Source organism: Oceanihabitans sp. 2_MG-2023 (assembly GCF_030547245.1).
Lineage (GTDB): Bacteria > Bacteroidota > Bacteroidia > Flavobacteriales > Flavobacteriaceae > Oceanihabitans.
Window position 1 is genome coordinate 154,772 of record NZ_JAUOQT010000006.1, and the last position, 18,431, is coordinate 173,202.

Consider the following 18,431-nt stretch of genomic DNA (forward strand, 5'->3'; position numbering starts at 1 on the left):
CACTTCTAATAAAAAAATATAGAAAATGAAAAATAAATGTTGTTTTATTTTACTATCAGTTTTGATGCTATCAACAAGCATGTTGTCTGCTCAAAACATAGGAACAGCGAATACATCTAATGAAGATTTAATGGGCTGGTTTAGAGACGCACGATTTGGGATGTTCATTCATTTTGGAGCATCCACTTCTGAAGATTTTTTAGAAGAAGGTCTTAACAAAACAGAACGTTACGAAAAGTCCGTTAAAAACTTTAATCCTGTTGATTTTGATGCTAAAGAATGGGTACGCATTGCTAAAGATGCTGGTATGAAATATATCGTTTTTACCACCAAGCACCATGATGGATTTTGTAAATGGGATTCTAAATTAACCGATTGGGATGTAATGGATGCAACACCATTTAAAAGAGACATCGTTGGCGAATTGGCAGAGGCTTGCAAGGAAGCAGGTATTGAGCTGGGCTTTTATTATTCTATTGCAGACTGGCATCACCCAGAATATGATGCGACTTATAGTAACCGTAGAGGTTTCCATTTTAACCCAAATCCAGATGCAGATATTACAAAGTACATGGAGTTTATGTATGGTCAAATAAAGGAACTTTGCGAAAATTATCAGCCTAAATTATTTTGGTTCGATGGTTCAGCAGGTTTCAGAAATCCAAATAAAAAACGATTGTTAGGACAACAAGAAATGGTCGATTTACTAAATTCTTACGGAGCAATCTCAAATAGCCGTTTGGGTGATGATGATAGTTTAGAATATGTCAATTATCTTTCTATGGGTGATAATATGACACCTTCAGGAAACATTGGTGTAGATTTCGAATCTGCGCAAACCATGAACGATAATTGGCATTTTAAAAAAGGTGATGATAATTGGAAATCGGCAAAAACCATGCTTGGAAAGTTAATTGATATTGCAGGTAATGGAGGGAATTATTTACTCAATGTTGGCCCAAATAGTAAAGGAGTTATTCCTGAAGCATCACAATTGCGACTTAAAATTATGGGGGAATGGCTTCAAAAAAATGGAAAAGCAATTTACGGAACAATTGCAGGTCCTTATCCTTATGAGTTAAATTGGGGAGCTATCACACAACGCATAGAAGCTGGAGTCACAACCTTATATCTAAATGTGGTCGATTGGCCAAAAGATGGCAATTTTGAATTGTACGGACTCAACAATAGTATAGAAAAAGCATCACTTTTAGCAAATGGAAATGTACTTTCTCATAATTCTGAATTTAATCTAGCTGCAGGAACCAACATCCTTTCCATTAAAGTGCCTAAAACAGCACCAGATCCGTATGTTTCTGTGATTGCTTTACAATTAAAAGGACATCCAATAATGGATCAAGCGTTTTTGCAACAACAAGATGGAACAGTCATTTTAGACGCATTTCGTTCTACAATTCATGATGAAGAATTTGTAGCAAACAAACCACAACGTCCACTAGATCAAAGAATATTTACTGTATTAAAAAAAGAAAAAGGCATTATGCCAACAAGAGGAATGACGGTTGGTCTTGATAAAAAAGGTCAAGCGTTACGTTGGGATTTTAGAATACTATCACCAGGAAAATATAAAGTCGCTATAATAAGTAGTGTTAAAGAGGAGTATTCATGGAAAACAGATGGAAGTATGCGTGTTACTGTAGCTGAAGAATCGGTTGAAAATAAATTAACAGAAAAGGAACGTTATAATAATGAAAGAATGGCAACAGAAATGAAGTGTTCTGTAGCTGTTTTAGGAACTATTAACATGAAGACGGTAGGTATGAAAACACTTATACTTGAGGTTACTTCAGATTTTACAAATACTACACCTAATATTATAAGTGTACAACTTTTACCAGTAGATTAGTAAATACTAGTTATCCATGAAGCAGTTTTCATTTCTTTTTCTTTATTTTTTATTCGGAACCATGCTAGTTTCTGGACAATCTGTAGAAATTTATGTTAGTTCCGAAGGTTCAGATTCTAATATTGGATCTATAAATCAACCATTAGCAACATTTGCTGCTGCACAATTTAAAGCACGAACTTATGTCGGTAAAGAGGCTGTCACTATTTATTTTGCTGACGGTATCTATTATTTAGATGAAAGTCTAGTTTTTAAACCTGAAGATTCGGGTACCAAGAAGTTTCCTGTTGTGTATCGTGCTCAAAACGAAGGTAGCGCAGTATTAAGTGGTGGGAGGAAACTAAACTTAAAATGGAAATCGTTTCGTGATGGTATATTTCAAGCGAAAACACCTGAAGGTATCAAAATTGACCAAATTTTTGTAAACGGATTAAATCAACACATGGCTAGATATCCTAATTACAATGTTAGTAAGAAAACAGATGCTTATCAGGGTTATGCTGCAGATGCGTTTTCTAAAGAAAGAACTACCACATGGAATAATCCAAAAGGAGGTTATATACATGCTATGCATTCTAAAGAATGGGGAGGATATCATTATATCATTACTGGTAAAAATGAAGAAGGAGAAATAACTTATGAAGGAGGCTGGCAAAACAACAGACAAATGGGTATGCATCTAGAATACCGCATGGTCGAGAATATATTTGAAGAATTAGATGCTGTTGGAGAGTGGTTTCATGATGAAAAGACATACACGTTGTATTACAAGCCAGAAGAAACCACAGATCTAAACAAAGCAACAATTGAAGTTGTTCGATTAAAACAATTAATAGATTTTCAAGGTTCCATAGAAAAACCAGTAAAACATATAGCTTTACAAGGTTTTGTAGTAAAACACGCAGCAAGAACGTTTATGCAAACCAAAGAACCTATGGTGCGTTCCGATTGGACGATTTTTAGAGGTGGTGCTTTTATGTTAACGGGAACAGAAGATATTCAGATTTTAGATTGTGAGTTCGATCAAGTTGGTGGAAATGCTATTTTTGTAAACAACTATAATAGGAATACCTTAATCAAAGGAAATTACATTCATCATACAGGAGCTAGTGGAGTTTGTTTTGTAGGTGATCCAAATGCGTTACGTGATCCGTTGTTTGAATATGGCGAGAAAAATGATATGCTAACCGTAGATAAAACACCTGGCCCAAAAACTGAGAATTATCCTGCATTGGGAGCCGTTGAAGATTGTTTAATTCATAATATTGGAACCGTAGAACGTCAACCTGCTGGAATACAAATTACCATGGCAATGGATATTATAGTTAGAGATTGTTCTATTTACAATTGTACACGTTCAGGAATTAATATCGGTGATGGTGCTTTTGGAGGTCATTTAATTGAACGTTGCGATGTTTTTAGTACCGTATTGGAAACACATGATCATGGGTCTTTTAATTCTTGGGGAAGAGACCGCTATTGGCGACTTAAAAACTCAGATTTAAGTAAATATCCAGAATTACCATTTGCTGATGCCATAAAAACAACGACCATTCGTAACAGCCGTTGGCGTTGTGATCATGGTTGGGATATCGACTTAGACGATGGTTCTACCAACTATGATATTTATAATAATCTAATGTTGTCAGGTGGTTTAAAACTTCGCGAAGGGTTTAGAAGACGTGCTTGGAATAATATTACCATAAATAATACCTTTCATCCACATGTGTGGTATGAAAACAGTGGAGATGAGGTGTTTTCAAATATTTTCATGTTTGTATATCAAGGTGTAAAAGTACCAACGGAAAAGAATTCTGGCAAACTAGTCGACAGAAATCTTATTTATGATTCAGAACTAACACAAGAGTTTGGATGGGACCAAAACTCCATTATAGCCGATCCACAATTTATTAATCCTGCTAACGGAGATTTTAGAGTAAAAGAAGGGTCGCCAGCTTTTGATATTGGATTTAAGAACTTCCCTATGGATCAGTTTGGTGTTAAAAAGCCAGCTTTAAAAGCCATTGCAAAAACACCAATAATACCTGATTTAGGTGTTTCAGAAAATCTTAAGAATAAACGAGCAGCAAAAAAAGGTTCAAAACCAACTTGGTTAGGGGCAACTGTTAGTGGTTTATCAGGAATGGAATTTTCGGCTTACGGTGTTTCCAAAGAGGATGGAGGTATTGCTTTAATAAAAGTGCCTAAAAATTCTAAAGCAGCGAAAGCAGAATTATTAGAAGGGGACTTAATTTTAGCAGTAAACGGGCAAAAAACAGTTAATTTGAAACAGTTTTTCCGATACATGAAAAAAATAAGAGTTTCAGAAGTCACTTTAAAAATTGTAAGAGAACAGAAAGAAATGGAATTAAAAACTACATTATGAAGATAAAGAATAGTATTTTATATATAGTATTTTTGTTTTTTGGAGTATTTCAAATACATGCACAGAACAGACGTTCCAATCCTTTTGTAAGCCACATGTTTACGGCAGATCCTTCAGCACATGTATGGGAAGATGGTCGATTATACGTCTATCCTTCAACAGACAACACACCACCAAGAGGTTATAAAACCATGGATGGTTATCACGTATTTTCTACCGACGATATGATTACTTGGAAAGATCATGGAGAGATACTTCATTCAAGTCAAGTAGAATGGGGACGGGAAGAAGGCGGTTTTATGTGGGCACCTGATTGCGTCTATAAAGATGGCACCTATTACTACTATTTTCCGCATCCAACAGGCACGGATTTTCGAAAGACATGGAAAATTGGCGTAGCAACCAGCACAAAACCTGATTCAGATTTTAAAGAACAAGGTTACATTAAAGGATTGGAAGCGTACATCGATCCTTGTGTGTTTATTGACGATGATGGTCAGGCGTATCTCTACATAGCTGGACATAACCAATGCTACGGAGTTAAGCTAAAGGAAAACATGATGGAACTTGATGGCGAACTTATTTTACAAACAGGTCTCGATGGTCTTCGTGAAGGCCCTTTTGTGTTCAAACGAAATGACATTTATTATATGATTTACCCAGATGATTTTCCTAAATTCAACAAAATGCGTTATGCCATGAGTAAAAGTCCATTAGGACCTTGGGAAAACAATGAAGTCTTTTTAAGCAGTACAGATGTCATTACAACGCATGGTTCGGTAGTAGAATATAAAGATCAATGGTACATCTTTTATCACAACGGAAATTTATCAGGAGGTATAGGGCCAAATCGTTCAATTTGTTTTGATCCTATTTATTTTAATAAAGACGGCACTATTCAAATGGTAAAACAAACCTTAGGTGTTACGTTACCAACCTTTCATAAGAACGTTAATTTTAATGGTATGATGGGCACATTGTCCGTTGGAAATTATAATCAAGATGAATTGGAAAAACTAGGCATTCAGCCAAATAGTATATCATCTATTGAAATTCCGAAAGGCTATAGAGTTGAAGGTTTTGAAAAGGATAATTTCAAAGGGGAATCTTGGACGTTTGAAGAAAATAGAATCAATATCAATGAACTCGGTTGTAATAATGATTTCAAGTCATTGAAAATTTCAAAATTCACAAATGAAAACCTCGTTAAAAACCCATCTTTTGAATTGGCAACCCAAGAACAGATAAAACATTGGCGAAGTCGTCGTTCTTCACAATTATATAAAAGGGCTTTAGATAATCCGGCAGCGGGTTATTATGCAATGCAATACAAAGGAAACGGAAAGGCGCAACCAATTACGCAAATTGTAGATTTGATTCCAAATACTAACTATAAACTTAGTGTGAAATTAAAAGTCAATACTGGTACCAAAGGCAAAGTGATTTTTGATACCAACGGTAGTTTTGACAACACTTGTAAATTTGAACTTGATGCGGATAAAAAGACGGATGAATGGGTGGAAATTAAAAATGAATTTAATAGTGGGAGTTTATTAAAAGTAGAGTTACGTTGTTTAGTTTCTGAAGATTTCCAAGGAACTGCAAATTGGGATAATGTCGTGTTAAAAGTGAAATAGAAAAATAGTATTATGAAAAAAACACTTCTATATATATTACTTATTACTGTAAGCGTATTGCAGGCACAAGACAAAGAAAGTGAAAATCAATCTTTAATGATTAGTGACGGAAGCAATTTTACATCTAAGGATTTCTTTCCTAAATTTAGTTGGGATACCACACCTATGTATTATATGTTTCAGCACAAGAAACGCTTGTTAAAGCCAGAAGAAGTGGGGTTTATAGCAGCACGAACAGGTTTTTTATGTATTGAAAAGTCACACGGAAAAGCAGAACTCGGCGCTGCAGAATTGGGAGCAAAGCATGAGTCTGCAGCATTTAAAGAAGCGAAGTCAGATGCAAAAGTCTTGTTCTATTTCAATTCGGCATACGCTTGGCCTTATACGTCATATAGCGAGAATTTCACAAAAGAGCGTATTGAAGATTACCCTGAATTGAAAAAATTTCTATTAACCAACCCAAAAACTGGAAAACTTTACGAGCATTATGGTGCGTTTTGCTTTGATATTTTAAATCCTGATTTCCGTGCATGGTGGGTAGAAACTGTTGTTAAAGGTGTAAAAGAATCGGGTTGCGATGGAGTATTTATTGACCAAATGCATGGTAATAATAGATTTATTAAGGATAAAAAGGAAGAGATTGCGGTAGCAATGGGAGAGATGATGGGCGCACTTAAAGAAAAAATGGGTGCAGACAAAATTCTATTGGGAAATAATGCTAATAATAAGGATGCAAAATATGTATATCCTGTTTGTGATGCTGTGATGTTTGAGAATTATGCTACGGTTAGATCGAAAAAAGAGAACTTATTAAGCGAATGGCAGGATATGCTGAAAAATGCTAAAAATGGAAAGATATCTGTATTTCGCTTGGGTGTTGAAGGAGCAGGTCGTGGCAATTTAAAACCTAAAGGTGAGATGCCAAATTTTTCTCAAAAGCAGTTAGAGTTTGCGCTCGCTTGCTACTTAATTGGTGCGCAACCTTATTCCTATTTTATGTATAGTTGGGGATGGACTTTAGCTACGGGATCTTTGGTAAACTATCCAGAATTGCAAAAACCATTAGGAGCACCAAAAGGAGCTTATAAAAGAACAACACCAGAAGGTTGGGAGTTCACTCGCGAGTTTGAACATGCTAGCGTTTGGGTAGACACAGAAAACAGAAAGGCTAAGATTACTTGGCATTAAAAAAGAATTTAACTAAGACTATGAAACGACAATTTATTTTAACGCTATCGCTAATCATTAGCTATGCATGCAGTAGTTCGGATATTATCGGACAAAGCAAAGCTGATTTTTATGTATCAACTCAGGGATCGGACAATTGGTCTGGAACATTAGAGCAACCAAATCCAGAAAGAACAGATGGTCCATTTGCTACGTTAGAACGTGCACGTGATGCCGTGCGAAAATTGAAAAAGAATAAATCTGAAGATATTGTCGTGCTTATTAGAGAAGGCGTATATCAACTCAGAGAGACTGTGGTATTTGGATTGAGGGATTCAGGGGAAGGCAACGCTACCATTACCTATGAAGCCTATCCAGGCGAAACACCAATATTCAGTTCTGGGCAAGAGATTAAGGGTTGGCAAAAAGTGACCGAGGAAATTCCAGGTCTGCCCAAAGAAGCTGTCGGAAATATTATGGTCGCCAATGTTTCCAATAAATTTCTGACTCTATACGATGAAGAAGGCATGTTGCCGCGTGCACAGTCGGTAAAGTTTATGCCTTTAGAGGGAAGCAAAAAGAATAAACTCAATTTTCCTGAAGGAACATTAAAAAACTGGTCTAACATTAAAGATGTTGAAATATTAGTGCGTCCAACACGTGAATGGATAGTGAATATGCTGCCATTGGAATCCGTTGATGAGAAAAAGGGAGTTGCGCATACAGCAATTGACGCTACTTATGCTATGACCAAAAAAGGATTTTGGGTAGAGAACGTTATCGAAGCGCTTGATGAGCAAGGTGAATGGGTGTTAAATACAAAAGAAGGAAAAGTATACCTATGGCCAAGGAACCAATCGCAAGTGGTTGTACCAACTTTGATTGAATTTATAAAAGTAGAAGGAAAAATTGATATACAAGGGCCAACGGATGTTCCTGTAAAAAATCTTCATTTTCGTGGTTTGACTTTTAAACATGGAGAACGCTATACTTTAACAAAAGACGATGCTGGTTTACAACACGATTGGGACATGCTTGATAAAAATAATGCCCTAATACGTTTTCGTGGTGTAGAAAATAGTAGTATTGAAAACTGTCATTTTTTATATAGTGGAAGTGGTGCTATTCGAGTAGATTTATACGGAATAAATAACACCATTTCTAGTAATCATATTGAACACTTAGGAGGAGGTGGAATTCTACTTTGCGGTTATGGTCCTGGTACCAAAGATGTTAATAAAAACAATACCGTTTATAATAATAAGGTGCATCACGTAGGTGAAATTTATTGGCAATCACCAGGTGTTTTTCTATGGAATAGTGGAGATAACCGAGTAGCGAATAATCTAATTCACGATACAAATTATTGCGGTTTAATAGTTTCAGGTTGTGTGATTCGTTTTTTTAATCATTCTAATAGACGCGAACAATCTAGAGCCATCCGTTGGGATGAAATAGGAGAGTTGCCTGATGTAAAAGAATTAACGCCAGATGATGTCCGTCCATATTGGCACAGTCGTAATAATATTATAGAATATAATGAGATTCATAATGTTATGAATAAGTTAGGAGATGGTAATGGTATTTACATTCGTGCTGCAGGTGCTGGAAATATAATTCGTCGAAATTATGTACATCATTTAGAAGCAAAAACAGGAAAACAAAGTGCAATTAGAACCGATGGTGGACAAATGGATGTTTTAATCTCAGAAAACCTAATTTATAAATGTAGATCACAGGGCATGACTTTAAAGCTAAACAATCGCTTTGAAAATAATATTATTGCAGATATTATTCCTCCAGGTGGCACTTATTTAAAACTCGTTGAAGGTCCATCCAATGGAGCGACCAATAAAAAAAATATCTTTTATTCTACAACAGAATCTGTGACGTTCTTAACTGAACCAAAAGCAGGAAAAGGGTTGGTAGGTGAAGATAGTAGAGGTAGAGTACCTGCACGAATAAAAGATGTAGACTCCGACTATAATATTTATTTCTGTAAAGCAGATAATAGTATAGCAGAAGAACGACTTAAAAAATCACAGACTAATGGTGTTGATTATAATAGTAAAGCGGTAGACCCAATGTTTGTAGATCCAGAAAATGGAGATTTTAGATTTAAACCTAATTCTCCTGCAATTAAAATGAATATTCTTCCAATAGATTTGTCTAAGATTGGTTTGCGTAATCAAGATTAAAAAGTCTGAAATCGTATAAAATTTAACTTATAAGACACTTTAAAATAACGTATTATTCATATACGAAATTCCTAAATTCAATCCGTGATTTGTAAGAATTAGTAAATATTTAAAGTTTTATTTTCTGTTTGTTTCAAAAAAAACGCTTAAAATTTTAGAATTTATTATAAAAATCATGATTGATTAGAGTAATCATCACTCTTGAATCCCTTTAAAAATAAGAGAAACATGTTGTTCAAATCAACTTGATTGAATTCAGCAATAAAAAAGCATGACACGAGCAAGTCTATTAGTGTCTTCTCATCGCATATTTGTATATCATCACGAATATCGAATTTCGCATTATTGAAAGTGTTTTGTTGTTTAATTCATATTAATTGAATTGAAATTTTATTTAATTGATATTTTAAGGGTTTGTAATTTATTTTATGTCAATTTAAAAAACAGCAAATAGTAGTGTAAATATTATGTAAATCTGAAAACGCATAATGTGCCATATATTTTTAAAGATAACCTATATGTTAAGAAAAAGAAATCAAGTTTTATCGATAATAGCAATAGTGCTATGTGTACTAAATAGTTTCTCGCAAGAACCTAAAAAGAGTCAAGAAGGTATGGATAAGATGTGGGGAGAGGCTTCTACATCCGGAGGTGATATTAGAGGAGGTAAAGGTAAGTTTTTCGATCAAAGTAACTTCGGGATGTTTATTCATTGGGGTTTGTATTCTGACTTAGCAGGAAAGTGGAATGGTAAAACTTATTATGGTATTGGTGAGTGGTTGATGAATCCTAAAGTAGCAAATATTAGACCTAAAGATTACATGGGGGTTGCAAAAGACTTTAATCCAACAGAATTTGATGCTAAAGCTATAGCAAGATTAGCCAAGGATGCAGGTATGAAATATATTGTCATTACTAGTAAGCATCATGAAGGCTTCGCTATGTTTGATACTAAAGTAAGCGAATTTAATATTGTAGATGCTACACCATTTGGTCGAGATCCAATGAAAGAGTTATCTGCTGCATGTCATGAATTAGGATTAGGATTTGGATTTTATTATTCTCACTATCAAGATTGGACAACTCCTGGTGCTGCAAACGGACCAACAACCAATGCAGATGGAAGTAAAGCATCATTTACAGATTATTTCTATAATAAATGTAAACCGCAAGTAGAGGAAATCTGTACAAATTATGGAGATATTGATTTTGTATGGTTTGATACACCTGGAGGAATGCCAAAAGAATTAGTTATAGAGTTGGCAAATACAGTTAGAAAATTGCAGCCAAATGCGATGATGAGCAGTAGAATAGGACACGGTATGGGGGATTATGTAACACATGGGGACATGGAGGTTCCTCCCGTAAACTTAGATGTTTTATGGGAAAGTGTTGATACCAATAATGATTCATGGTCTTTTGCTTGGTATGACAATAACTTTAAAAGTCCAAAAGAAATTTTACACAGATTAATCTCAACTGTTGGTAGGGGTGGTACGTACATGTTTAATGTTGGCCCTAATGGAGATGGTGTAGTTCCTGAAATCGGAACTAAGTTTTTAGAACAAACAGGTAAATGGATAAAGAAATATCCACAAGTTATCTATAATGCAGGCAGTTCTCCTTGGGGACATGCTCTTCCATGGGGAGATGTTACAACTCAAGGCAATTCATTATTTCTTTCGGTCTTCGATTGGCCTCAAGATGGGAAACTATATTTGCCTGGTTTAAAAAGTGAAATAACTTCTGCTAGTATTATTGGAAACAATAAGCAGATGAAATTGAATTATAAAAAAGAGAACGATTGGATCCTTTTTGAAGTTCCTTATAAAAAACCAGATGCTCCAGTTGCTGTAATTGAGGTTAAATTGAGCAAGGAGCCTGTGGCAAATCAAACACATGGTATTTACCCTAATATAGCAACTACAATATTAACCGATTTTGCTAAAGTTTCTAATGCTGAAAAAAAATCTATTCGTTGGATGGAGAAGTTTGGAGAATGGAAAAAAACAACACAAGTATCTAAATGGGAAAAAGATGGAATAGCAGAATGGGAAGTGAATGTGTTAGTACCTGGTTATTATTATTTAGACTTAAATTATAAAGGGGAAGGTCGTTTGGTTTGGAAAACCATAACAGATGAAGGCGTCATGGTGCAAAATGAACAAGCAGCTACAAAAAAATACAATGCTTACCCAATGGGAATTATAGAGTTTAAAACAGCTGGTAAACATACGGTATCGGTTTCGTTAGTTAGCGGGGATTTAGAAACTTCTAGTTTAAAATCAATTGTCATTAAACCAATTCAATAAAAAAATTAACATTACTAAAAGTAAGACCTACAAGAATGAAAAAAATGAATAAATACATAGGAATAATAGCACTGTTTTCTGTTTTCATTTCTTGCAAATCAAAAATGCAAGAAAAAGAAACACCAAAACAACCTAATGTTATTATTGTAATTACAGACGATCAAGGGTATGGTGATGTAGGTCATAATGGAAATACCATTATTAAAACACCTGCTATCGATAATTTTGCAACACAAGGGGTGCGTTTAACAAATTATCATGTGGGAACAACATGTGCGCCTACAAGAGCAGGTTTATTAACTGGTAGAAATTGTAATAGAAATGGGGTGTGGCATACTATTATGGGGGCATCGATGTTAAATAGAGAAGAGGTTACTTTGGCAGACGTTTTTAAAAATAATGGATACAAAACAGGAATGTTTGGTAAATGGCATTTAGGCGATAATCATCCTTTTACTCCAAATGATAGAGGTTTTGAAGAAGCATTTTACCATGGTGGTGGAGGTATAGGTCAAACCCCAGATTATTGGAATAACGATTATTTTGATGGTACTTACTTAAGAAATGGTAATCCTGAAAAAACGGAAGGATATTGTACTGATGTTTGGTTTGATGAGGCTATTAAATTTGTTGAGAATAAAAAAGATAGTCCGTTTTTGTGTTATTTAAGTTTAAATGCTCCGCATTCACCATTCAATGTGCCGCAAGAATATTACGACATGTATAAAGATGAAGAAAGTTTATTAGAAACTCAAAAGCGTTTTTACGGAATGATTACTAATATAGATGACAATTTTTCTAAACTACTAAAAAAATTAGACGAACTAGAAATAGCAGACAATACTATTGTCATTTTTACTACAGATAATGGAACCTCAAATGGTTATAAAATAGATAAAGAAACAGGAGTTATTCATGGATATAATGCAAGTATGCGTGGTACAAAAGCAAGTGAATATGAAGGAGGACATCGTGTGCCTTTTATTATTAGATGGCCAAATGGAAAATTAAATACAGGAAAATCATTATCAGATTTAACTGCACATGTAGATCTACTGCCTACATTAAGCACTTTAGCAAACATACCATATACTTCAGATAAAGTTATGGATGGTACAGATATTAGTGCCTATTTAACAGATAGTACACCTATAAAAGATAGATACTTAGTTACAGATACACAACGAATTTCTTGGCCGGAGAAAGGAAAAAATAGTTCTGTAATGGATGGAGATTGGAGATTGATAAATGGGGCTGAATTGTACAATACGGCTAACGACCCTGGGCAAACTAATAATGTAGCAGAACAACACCCAGAAAGAGTATCAAATATGAATGCTTTTTATGAAACTTGGTGGGAAAGTGTTATTAAAGAAGTTAAATATTCCACAATTGATTTAGGAGTAGATGAGGAAGAAGTGATTACTTGTCATGATGCAAGAACGGTAGATTATTACCCTCCATGGAATCAAACAATGATTAGAACGGGAAAACCAATGAAACCAGCCTCCTTCTTTGTCAATTTTGTGAAACCTGGAAAGTATACATTCCAACTAAGACGTTGGCCATTAGAAAGTGGTATGTCTTTAGGTGCTGAAATTTTAGATGAAATTCCAGCAACAGCTACAACAGATGCTAGAATTAGAGGAAAGGCAATGAAATTTGTAAAGGCTTTTGTGAAAATTGGAGATAAAGAAATTATAACTGTAGATGTCGATAATGCATCGCAATCTGCAGACTTAAGTGTCGCTGTTGAACAAGGGAAAACGGAACTATTGGCTTGGTTTGAAATGGAAAATGGCGAATTAACAAATGCTTTTTATATCAATGTAAAAAAGAATATTAATTAAAAAAAACAATAAAATGAAGAAAATTATAACACTAGTTGCCATTATGTTAATAACGTTTTCGGCAACGTCACAAAACAAAAAAGCAAAGGGAAACAACAACGATTGTTATATAGAAACTGCCGTAACCACTTTTAAATTATCCGAAGAAAATAAAACAAAATTAAGTGATCTATTAACTGAGCGATTAGAACAACGTGCTGCTGTTAGAAGAAAGATTAAAAGATCTGAGGTTTCTAAAGAAGAGGGTAAATCAAAAACCAAAACAATTAATCAAACCTATTTTAAAAGTTTTGCTGATTTAACGGGAAAGCCTAAAAAAGAGATCATGAGTTTTGAAAAAGAAACCAAAAAGAAGTGTAATTAACAACGGTTAACTGATTTCAATTTATTGAACATTATTTCAAAAAAAAATGAAGACTAAATTTTTTCATATTAAAAATCGTCGCACATATGTAATGATTTTCTCTAGCTTTTTATTACTAGGAAAACTCTCGGCACAAGTAGAACCAACCCGTTCTAAAGTAAATGCCAAGTGTGAATTTTCTAAATTAGATAGGAATAAAAATGGACTGCTTGAAGTAGCTGAGATAAACCAAATATGGAAACTTATTAGGAAGCATGATACCGACAATAATAAGAAACTTACACTAGAAGAATATTCGGATTTTGAAATTCCTTACCTAAAAACGAAAGGCGATATTCAACTAAACATAAAGTATAAAACAACAAAAGAAGAAGATTTATACTTAGATATTTATTATCCAAGCGAAAAAATAAAAGGTGAAAAATATCCAATTATGCTATATACGCATGGAGGAGGTTGGTTTAACGGGAGTAAAGAAAATATTGTTAAATCGCCTATGGAAGATCCTTTCTTAGAATTCGTAGAACAAGGATTTGCAGTGGTTTCCATCAATTACCGTCTTACCAGACATAAAACTGTTTTAATGAGAGACTGTGTTATAGATGCTATGGATGCACTGCGTTATTTATCAAAAAATAGCGATGCCCTACAAGTGGATGCGAACCAGGTGTATGTTATGGGAGATTCTGCTGGTGGACATATCGCCCAAATGATCACCCTTGCAGATCCAGAGAAATTTAAAGGAGATAAAAAACTTGCAGGAAATACTTATAAAGTCATTGCAGGAGTTTCTTGGTATGGACCATCCGATTTTACCATAAAAGAATTATTTGAAACAGACGATCCAACAAAAGATGCCGATCGCTTTAGTACGCGAATAACAAAAAAAGAAAAGAATCCTTCTAAAATGGCATCGATGTATAAAGAGATGAGTCCGATTTTTTATCTAACCAAAAACAGTCCCCCATTATTTATGATGGCTGCTAACAACGATACTACAATACCGGTTGCACATGCATATCACATGAAAAAAAAGGCAGATAGTATTGGAGCAAATGTAGATATGTTTATTGTGAAAAATGCAGGGCATAATTGGCGAAAAGCTGGAGGAGATATTGACCCAAGTTTAGACGTAATAACCAAAACAACAGTCGACTTCATATTAAAGTACAAATAACAAATGTTTATTAATTAAAAACCATAATTATTATGAAAACAAATTACACAATTAAAGGAATTAGAAATGCATTAGCAATATCAGCTTTTGTTTTTGGATCTTCATTTGTCTCTGCACAAGTCGCAACAGAATACACTACAAATGTAAGATCAGATGCTACAATTACAGAATATCCAGATGGAGCAGCTATCATGGTTTCAGATGAGCTTACTCATGAAGGTACAACCTTTAAAATTCAGATGACAGTGACTCCGGGGGGAAGTGGTACTTTTGTTGGTGCTACAGGAGCTAATAGAAGATGGGGTATTGGTAACAGTAATGATGATGACAGCTCTAACAACTCTTCGCTATTTGAAGGTGATGAGGGGGAGTCTGCAATAATAGACGGTATTAGTATTGTAGATTTTGATGCTAATGGAACTGGTTACGATGTTGGTGCTATTTCAAATTTACATTTTGACGCACTTACTATTAGAGGAGCTCAAGGTAATGCTGATAATCCAAGTATAACTGTTGATGTTGCACCAGTTGGCCCTTTTGAATTAGGAACATTAAGTACTACAACTACTACTTTTGAGTTTGGCGTTGAGTTCAGTAATCTTGGTGGAGATCTTTTTACTATTGGTGATACCGATAATGTTAATTCTATTGCTTTGACTGCACCTTCAAATTTTCAAAATACTTGGCAAATTATAGGAACTAACATATCCTACACATTTACAACAAACCCTTTATCTATAGAAGATAATGAATTAGATAATGCTTTTGCTATTTATCCAACAGTAGTAGAAAATACGTTTTCAGTAAATAAAGAGTTTAAAACATTACAGCTTTTTGATATTACAGGTAAAATAGTAAAAACGTTCCATGCATCTGATGCTTTAAATATATCAGGAATGCATTCTGGATTATATATTGCTAGAATTCAGTCTGAAACTGGTGGTGTAGCTACTAGTAAATTAATCATTAAGTAATCATTTAATTTCCTAACTCCATATCTACCATAAATACCTATTGTCATTATCATAATTATGAAAAAAATACCATACAAACATATTAAAAAGAGAGATACTACTTTGTGGTTCGTTATAGTATGCTTTTTACTTTCTATTTTTAATTTAAAAGCACAGGTTCCAGATCCAGAACAAGGGTTAAGAGCAGAGTGGATGAAAGGTGCTGTTGGTATGTTATGGTTGCCTGAACGTAACTATAACGGTAATATTGAAGGGATTTCTATAGACGATTTTATTGCTCAAATTAACGACCTTAGAGCGATTGATTACGTACAACTTCCTTTAACTAGTCCAAATATTTTTTCTCCCGTACATGTTGGTCCTCATCCAATAATTGAAAGTTTATGGCAAGGGGATACAGATACAAACGGAGACCCAATTAATTTGGTAGTACCTCGTGCATCAGAAGATGACCCTCTTTTAAGCTGGCTTCTAGCATTAAGGGCAGCAGGTTTGAAAACCGAGATATATGTAAATTCTTATAATTTACTGGCAAGAAATCCTGAAGATGTTCAAGAAGACTACCCGGACGTGTCCGATCGTTGGATGGAATGGTGCGATACCAATACCGAAGCACAAACCTTTATTAATAGTCAATCGTACCATAATGGAGATGGTAGACGTCAGTATATGTTTTGCTATGCAGAGTTTATTCTTAAAGAATATGCAATGCGTTATGGCGATTTAATCGATGCTTGGTGCTTTGATTCGGCAGATAATATTATGGAAGATGAATGTGGAGATGATCCTGCTTCAAGCGTTTTAAACGATCAGAGAATCTACCAGGCTTTCGCCGATGCTTGTCATGCGGGAAATCCGAATGCAGCAATTTCATTTAATAATAGCGTTGGAGATAGAAATGGAAACCCATTTACTACAGCAACTTATTTTGATGATTATACTTTTGGTCATCCATTTGGTGGGGCAGGTAATATGGTGGTTCCTGAAGCTCTTTATACATATAATCATGATCTAGTCGAATTTATGAGTAATAACAATGGATTTGCTTTTAGAGATGATACAAGAACTTGGAACGACAATGTGGTTGCGCATTTCTTCCCTAAACAAAGTGCTACATCTTGGAATGCTGGTAATACACCCTGTTTAACCGATGCGCAATTTGTAGAATGGACTAGTACCGGAATCGTTAATGGAGGAGCCATTACTTGGGGAACACCTTTAGTTAGAACAAATTTAGAGAATAATCCTGTTCTTACCCTGCAACCTTATGCACTAACACAGTTTGAACTTACTGATGCCTATCTAAAAGAATTTCAATACCCTGGAGAGCCAAATTGGTCCAGGCAATATACGATTTTACCTAATGCTTATGTAGGAATACCTTATTCGCATACATTAACGGAAGGCTTTGATTTTTGGGATCCAGAAGGTAATGCAATCACTTCCTTGATAGCGCTAGATAGTTTTCCTTCTTGGTTAACGATTACGGAAACAACTACAGGTGTTTGGACATTAAGTGGTACACCTACAGAAACAATAAATACTGATTATGAATTTACTTTACAAGTGGTAAATGACGCGTCTATAGCAACCAATAGAGAAGTAGAATTAAGTGTTCTTGAAGATTTTGTTGCTGTGCCAAGTACAATAGATGTACAAATACAAGCCACAGAAAACACAACGTATTCTTCTGGAGCAGTGACCATGACAGGTATTGGTACTGTTCCTGGGTATGATACTACTTTTGAAATTAATATCACTGTTACTCCAAATGGAGATTTTACAACCTATCCAAATGCAGTAATAGTTTCTGGTTTAAGTGATGCAAACGGTAATTCTTCTTTAAAAAGTTGGGGGATTAGTGATGACGGTACAAATAATGAATCTGGAGACAGAGTCATACAAGGGGATCAAGGATTTTCTGCAACAATAAGTGATGCTCGTGTTGGTGCTATTAACGGTACTAGTGGTCTAACAACGGAGAATATTATTATAGATACTTTCAAATCCATTACTATCGTAAATGCGCATAGTGTTGGTGACCGATTTGTATTCTCTGCCGATGGGTCAGCAGATTTTGAACTTGGAAGATTTAATAATGAGCCAACTAAGGTGGTTGACTTAGTTTTAGAGGCAGCAGATACGCAAATAGAAAGTTTTACAATTAAAAATGGATTAATAGCTTCTAACGATAAATGGTCTGTGGAAGGAATAACGGTTACCGTAGTTTTAGATGAAAGCAGTTTGTCAATAGCGAATCCAGAAGTAAATAATATAGAGCCTTTTCAATTATTTCCTAACCCTGCAAAGCACAAAATTTCATTAAATAGAAAACCAGCAATAACCCAAATTTTTGATATAACTGGTAAATCGATACGAGTAGATATAGAAGGGAAAAAAGAGCAAGATATTTCCACTTTAAATTCGGGATTATATATATTAAAAATCCAATCTATGGAAGGTAATGTTTTTTATAAAAAATTTATAAAAAAATAAAGA

Annotated in this window: 11 protein-coding genes; all 11 read left to right on the forward strand. The window is 34.7% G+C overall.

What is annotated here, in order from left to right; genetic code table 11:
• Positions 1-25 precede the first annotated feature (25 nt).
• The 11 genes from Q4512_RS13440 (at position 26) to Q4512_RS13490 (ending at position 18,428) form a co-directional block, all read left to right on the forward strand.
• Complete coding sequence (locus Q4512_RS13440; RefSeq protein ID WP_303425594.1) at positions 26-1,867, forward strand: alpha-L-fucosidase; 1,842 nt, start codon at positions 26-28, stop codon at positions 1,865-1,867.
• A 16-nt stretch (positions 1,868-1,883) separates the two neighbouring features.
• Complete coding sequence (locus Q4512_RS13445; RefSeq protein WP_303425596.1) at positions 1,884-4,253, forward strand: PDZ domain-containing protein; 2,370 nt, start codon at positions 1,884-1,886, stop codon at positions 4,251-4,253.
• The gene (locus Q4512_RS13450; RefSeq protein ID WP_303425598.1) at positions 4,250-5,890 is read left to right on the forward strand and encodes a family 43 glycosylhydrolase; all 1,641 of its coding nucleotides are present in this window, start codon (positions 4,250-4,252) and stop codon (positions 5,888-5,890) included. The genes Q4512_RS13445 and Q4512_RS13450 overlap by 4 nt, the downstream gene beginning before the upstream one ends.
• Positions 5,891-5,902: 12 nt before the next feature.
• Positions 5,903-7,078: a putative glycoside hydrolase gene (locus tag Q4512_RS13455; protein WP_303425599.1), complete on the forward strand. Its 1,176-nt coding sequence runs from the start codon at positions 5,903-5,905 to the stop codon at positions 7,076-7,078.
• Between the two features lie 224 nt (positions 7,079-7,302).
• A complete protein-coding gene (locus Q4512_RS13460) occupies positions 7,303-9,255 on the forward strand; it encodes a right-handed parallel beta-helix repeat-containing protein (protein WP_303425601.1) in 1,953 nt (650 codons plus the stop codon).
• 518 nt (positions 9,256-9,773) lie between these two features.
• Positions 9,774-11,567, forward strand: coding sequence for an alpha-L-fucosidase (locus Q4512_RS13465; protein ID WP_303425603.1), 1,794 nt, complete (start codon positions 9,774-9,776; stop codon positions 11,565-11,567).
• A 44-nt stretch (positions 11,568-11,611) separates the two neighbouring features.
• Positions 11,612-13,417 (forward strand): arylsulfatase, encoded by a 1,806-nt coding sequence (locus Q4512_RS13470; RefSeq protein WP_303425604.1) that lies wholly within the window; start codon positions 11,612-11,614, stop codon positions 13,415-13,417.
• Between the two features lie 13 nt (positions 13,418-13,430).
• Complete coding sequence (locus Q4512_RS13475; protein WP_303425605.1) at positions 13,431-13,781, forward strand: hypothetical protein; 351 nt, start codon at positions 13,431-13,433, stop codon at positions 13,779-13,781.
• Positions 13,782-13,827: 46 nt separating this feature from the next.
• Complete coding sequence (locus tag Q4512_RS13480) at positions 13,828-14,958, forward strand: alpha/beta hydrolase fold domain-containing protein (RefSeq protein WP_303425607.1); 1,131 nt, start codon at positions 13,828-13,830, stop codon at positions 14,956-14,958.
• 32 nt (positions 14,959-14,990) lie between these two features.
• A complete protein-coding gene (locus Q4512_RS13485; protein WP_303425608.1) occupies positions 14,991-15,932 on the forward strand; it encodes a T9SS type A sorting domain-containing protein in 942 nt (313 codons plus the stop codon).
• Between the two features lie 57 nt (positions 15,933-15,989).
• The gene (locus Q4512_RS13490) at positions 15,990-18,428 is read left to right on the forward strand and encodes a T9SS type A sorting domain-containing protein (protein ID WP_303425609.1); all 2,439 of its coding nucleotides are present in this window, start codon (positions 15,990-15,992) and stop codon (positions 18,426-18,428) included.
• Positions 18,429-18,431: the final 3 nt, after the last annotated feature.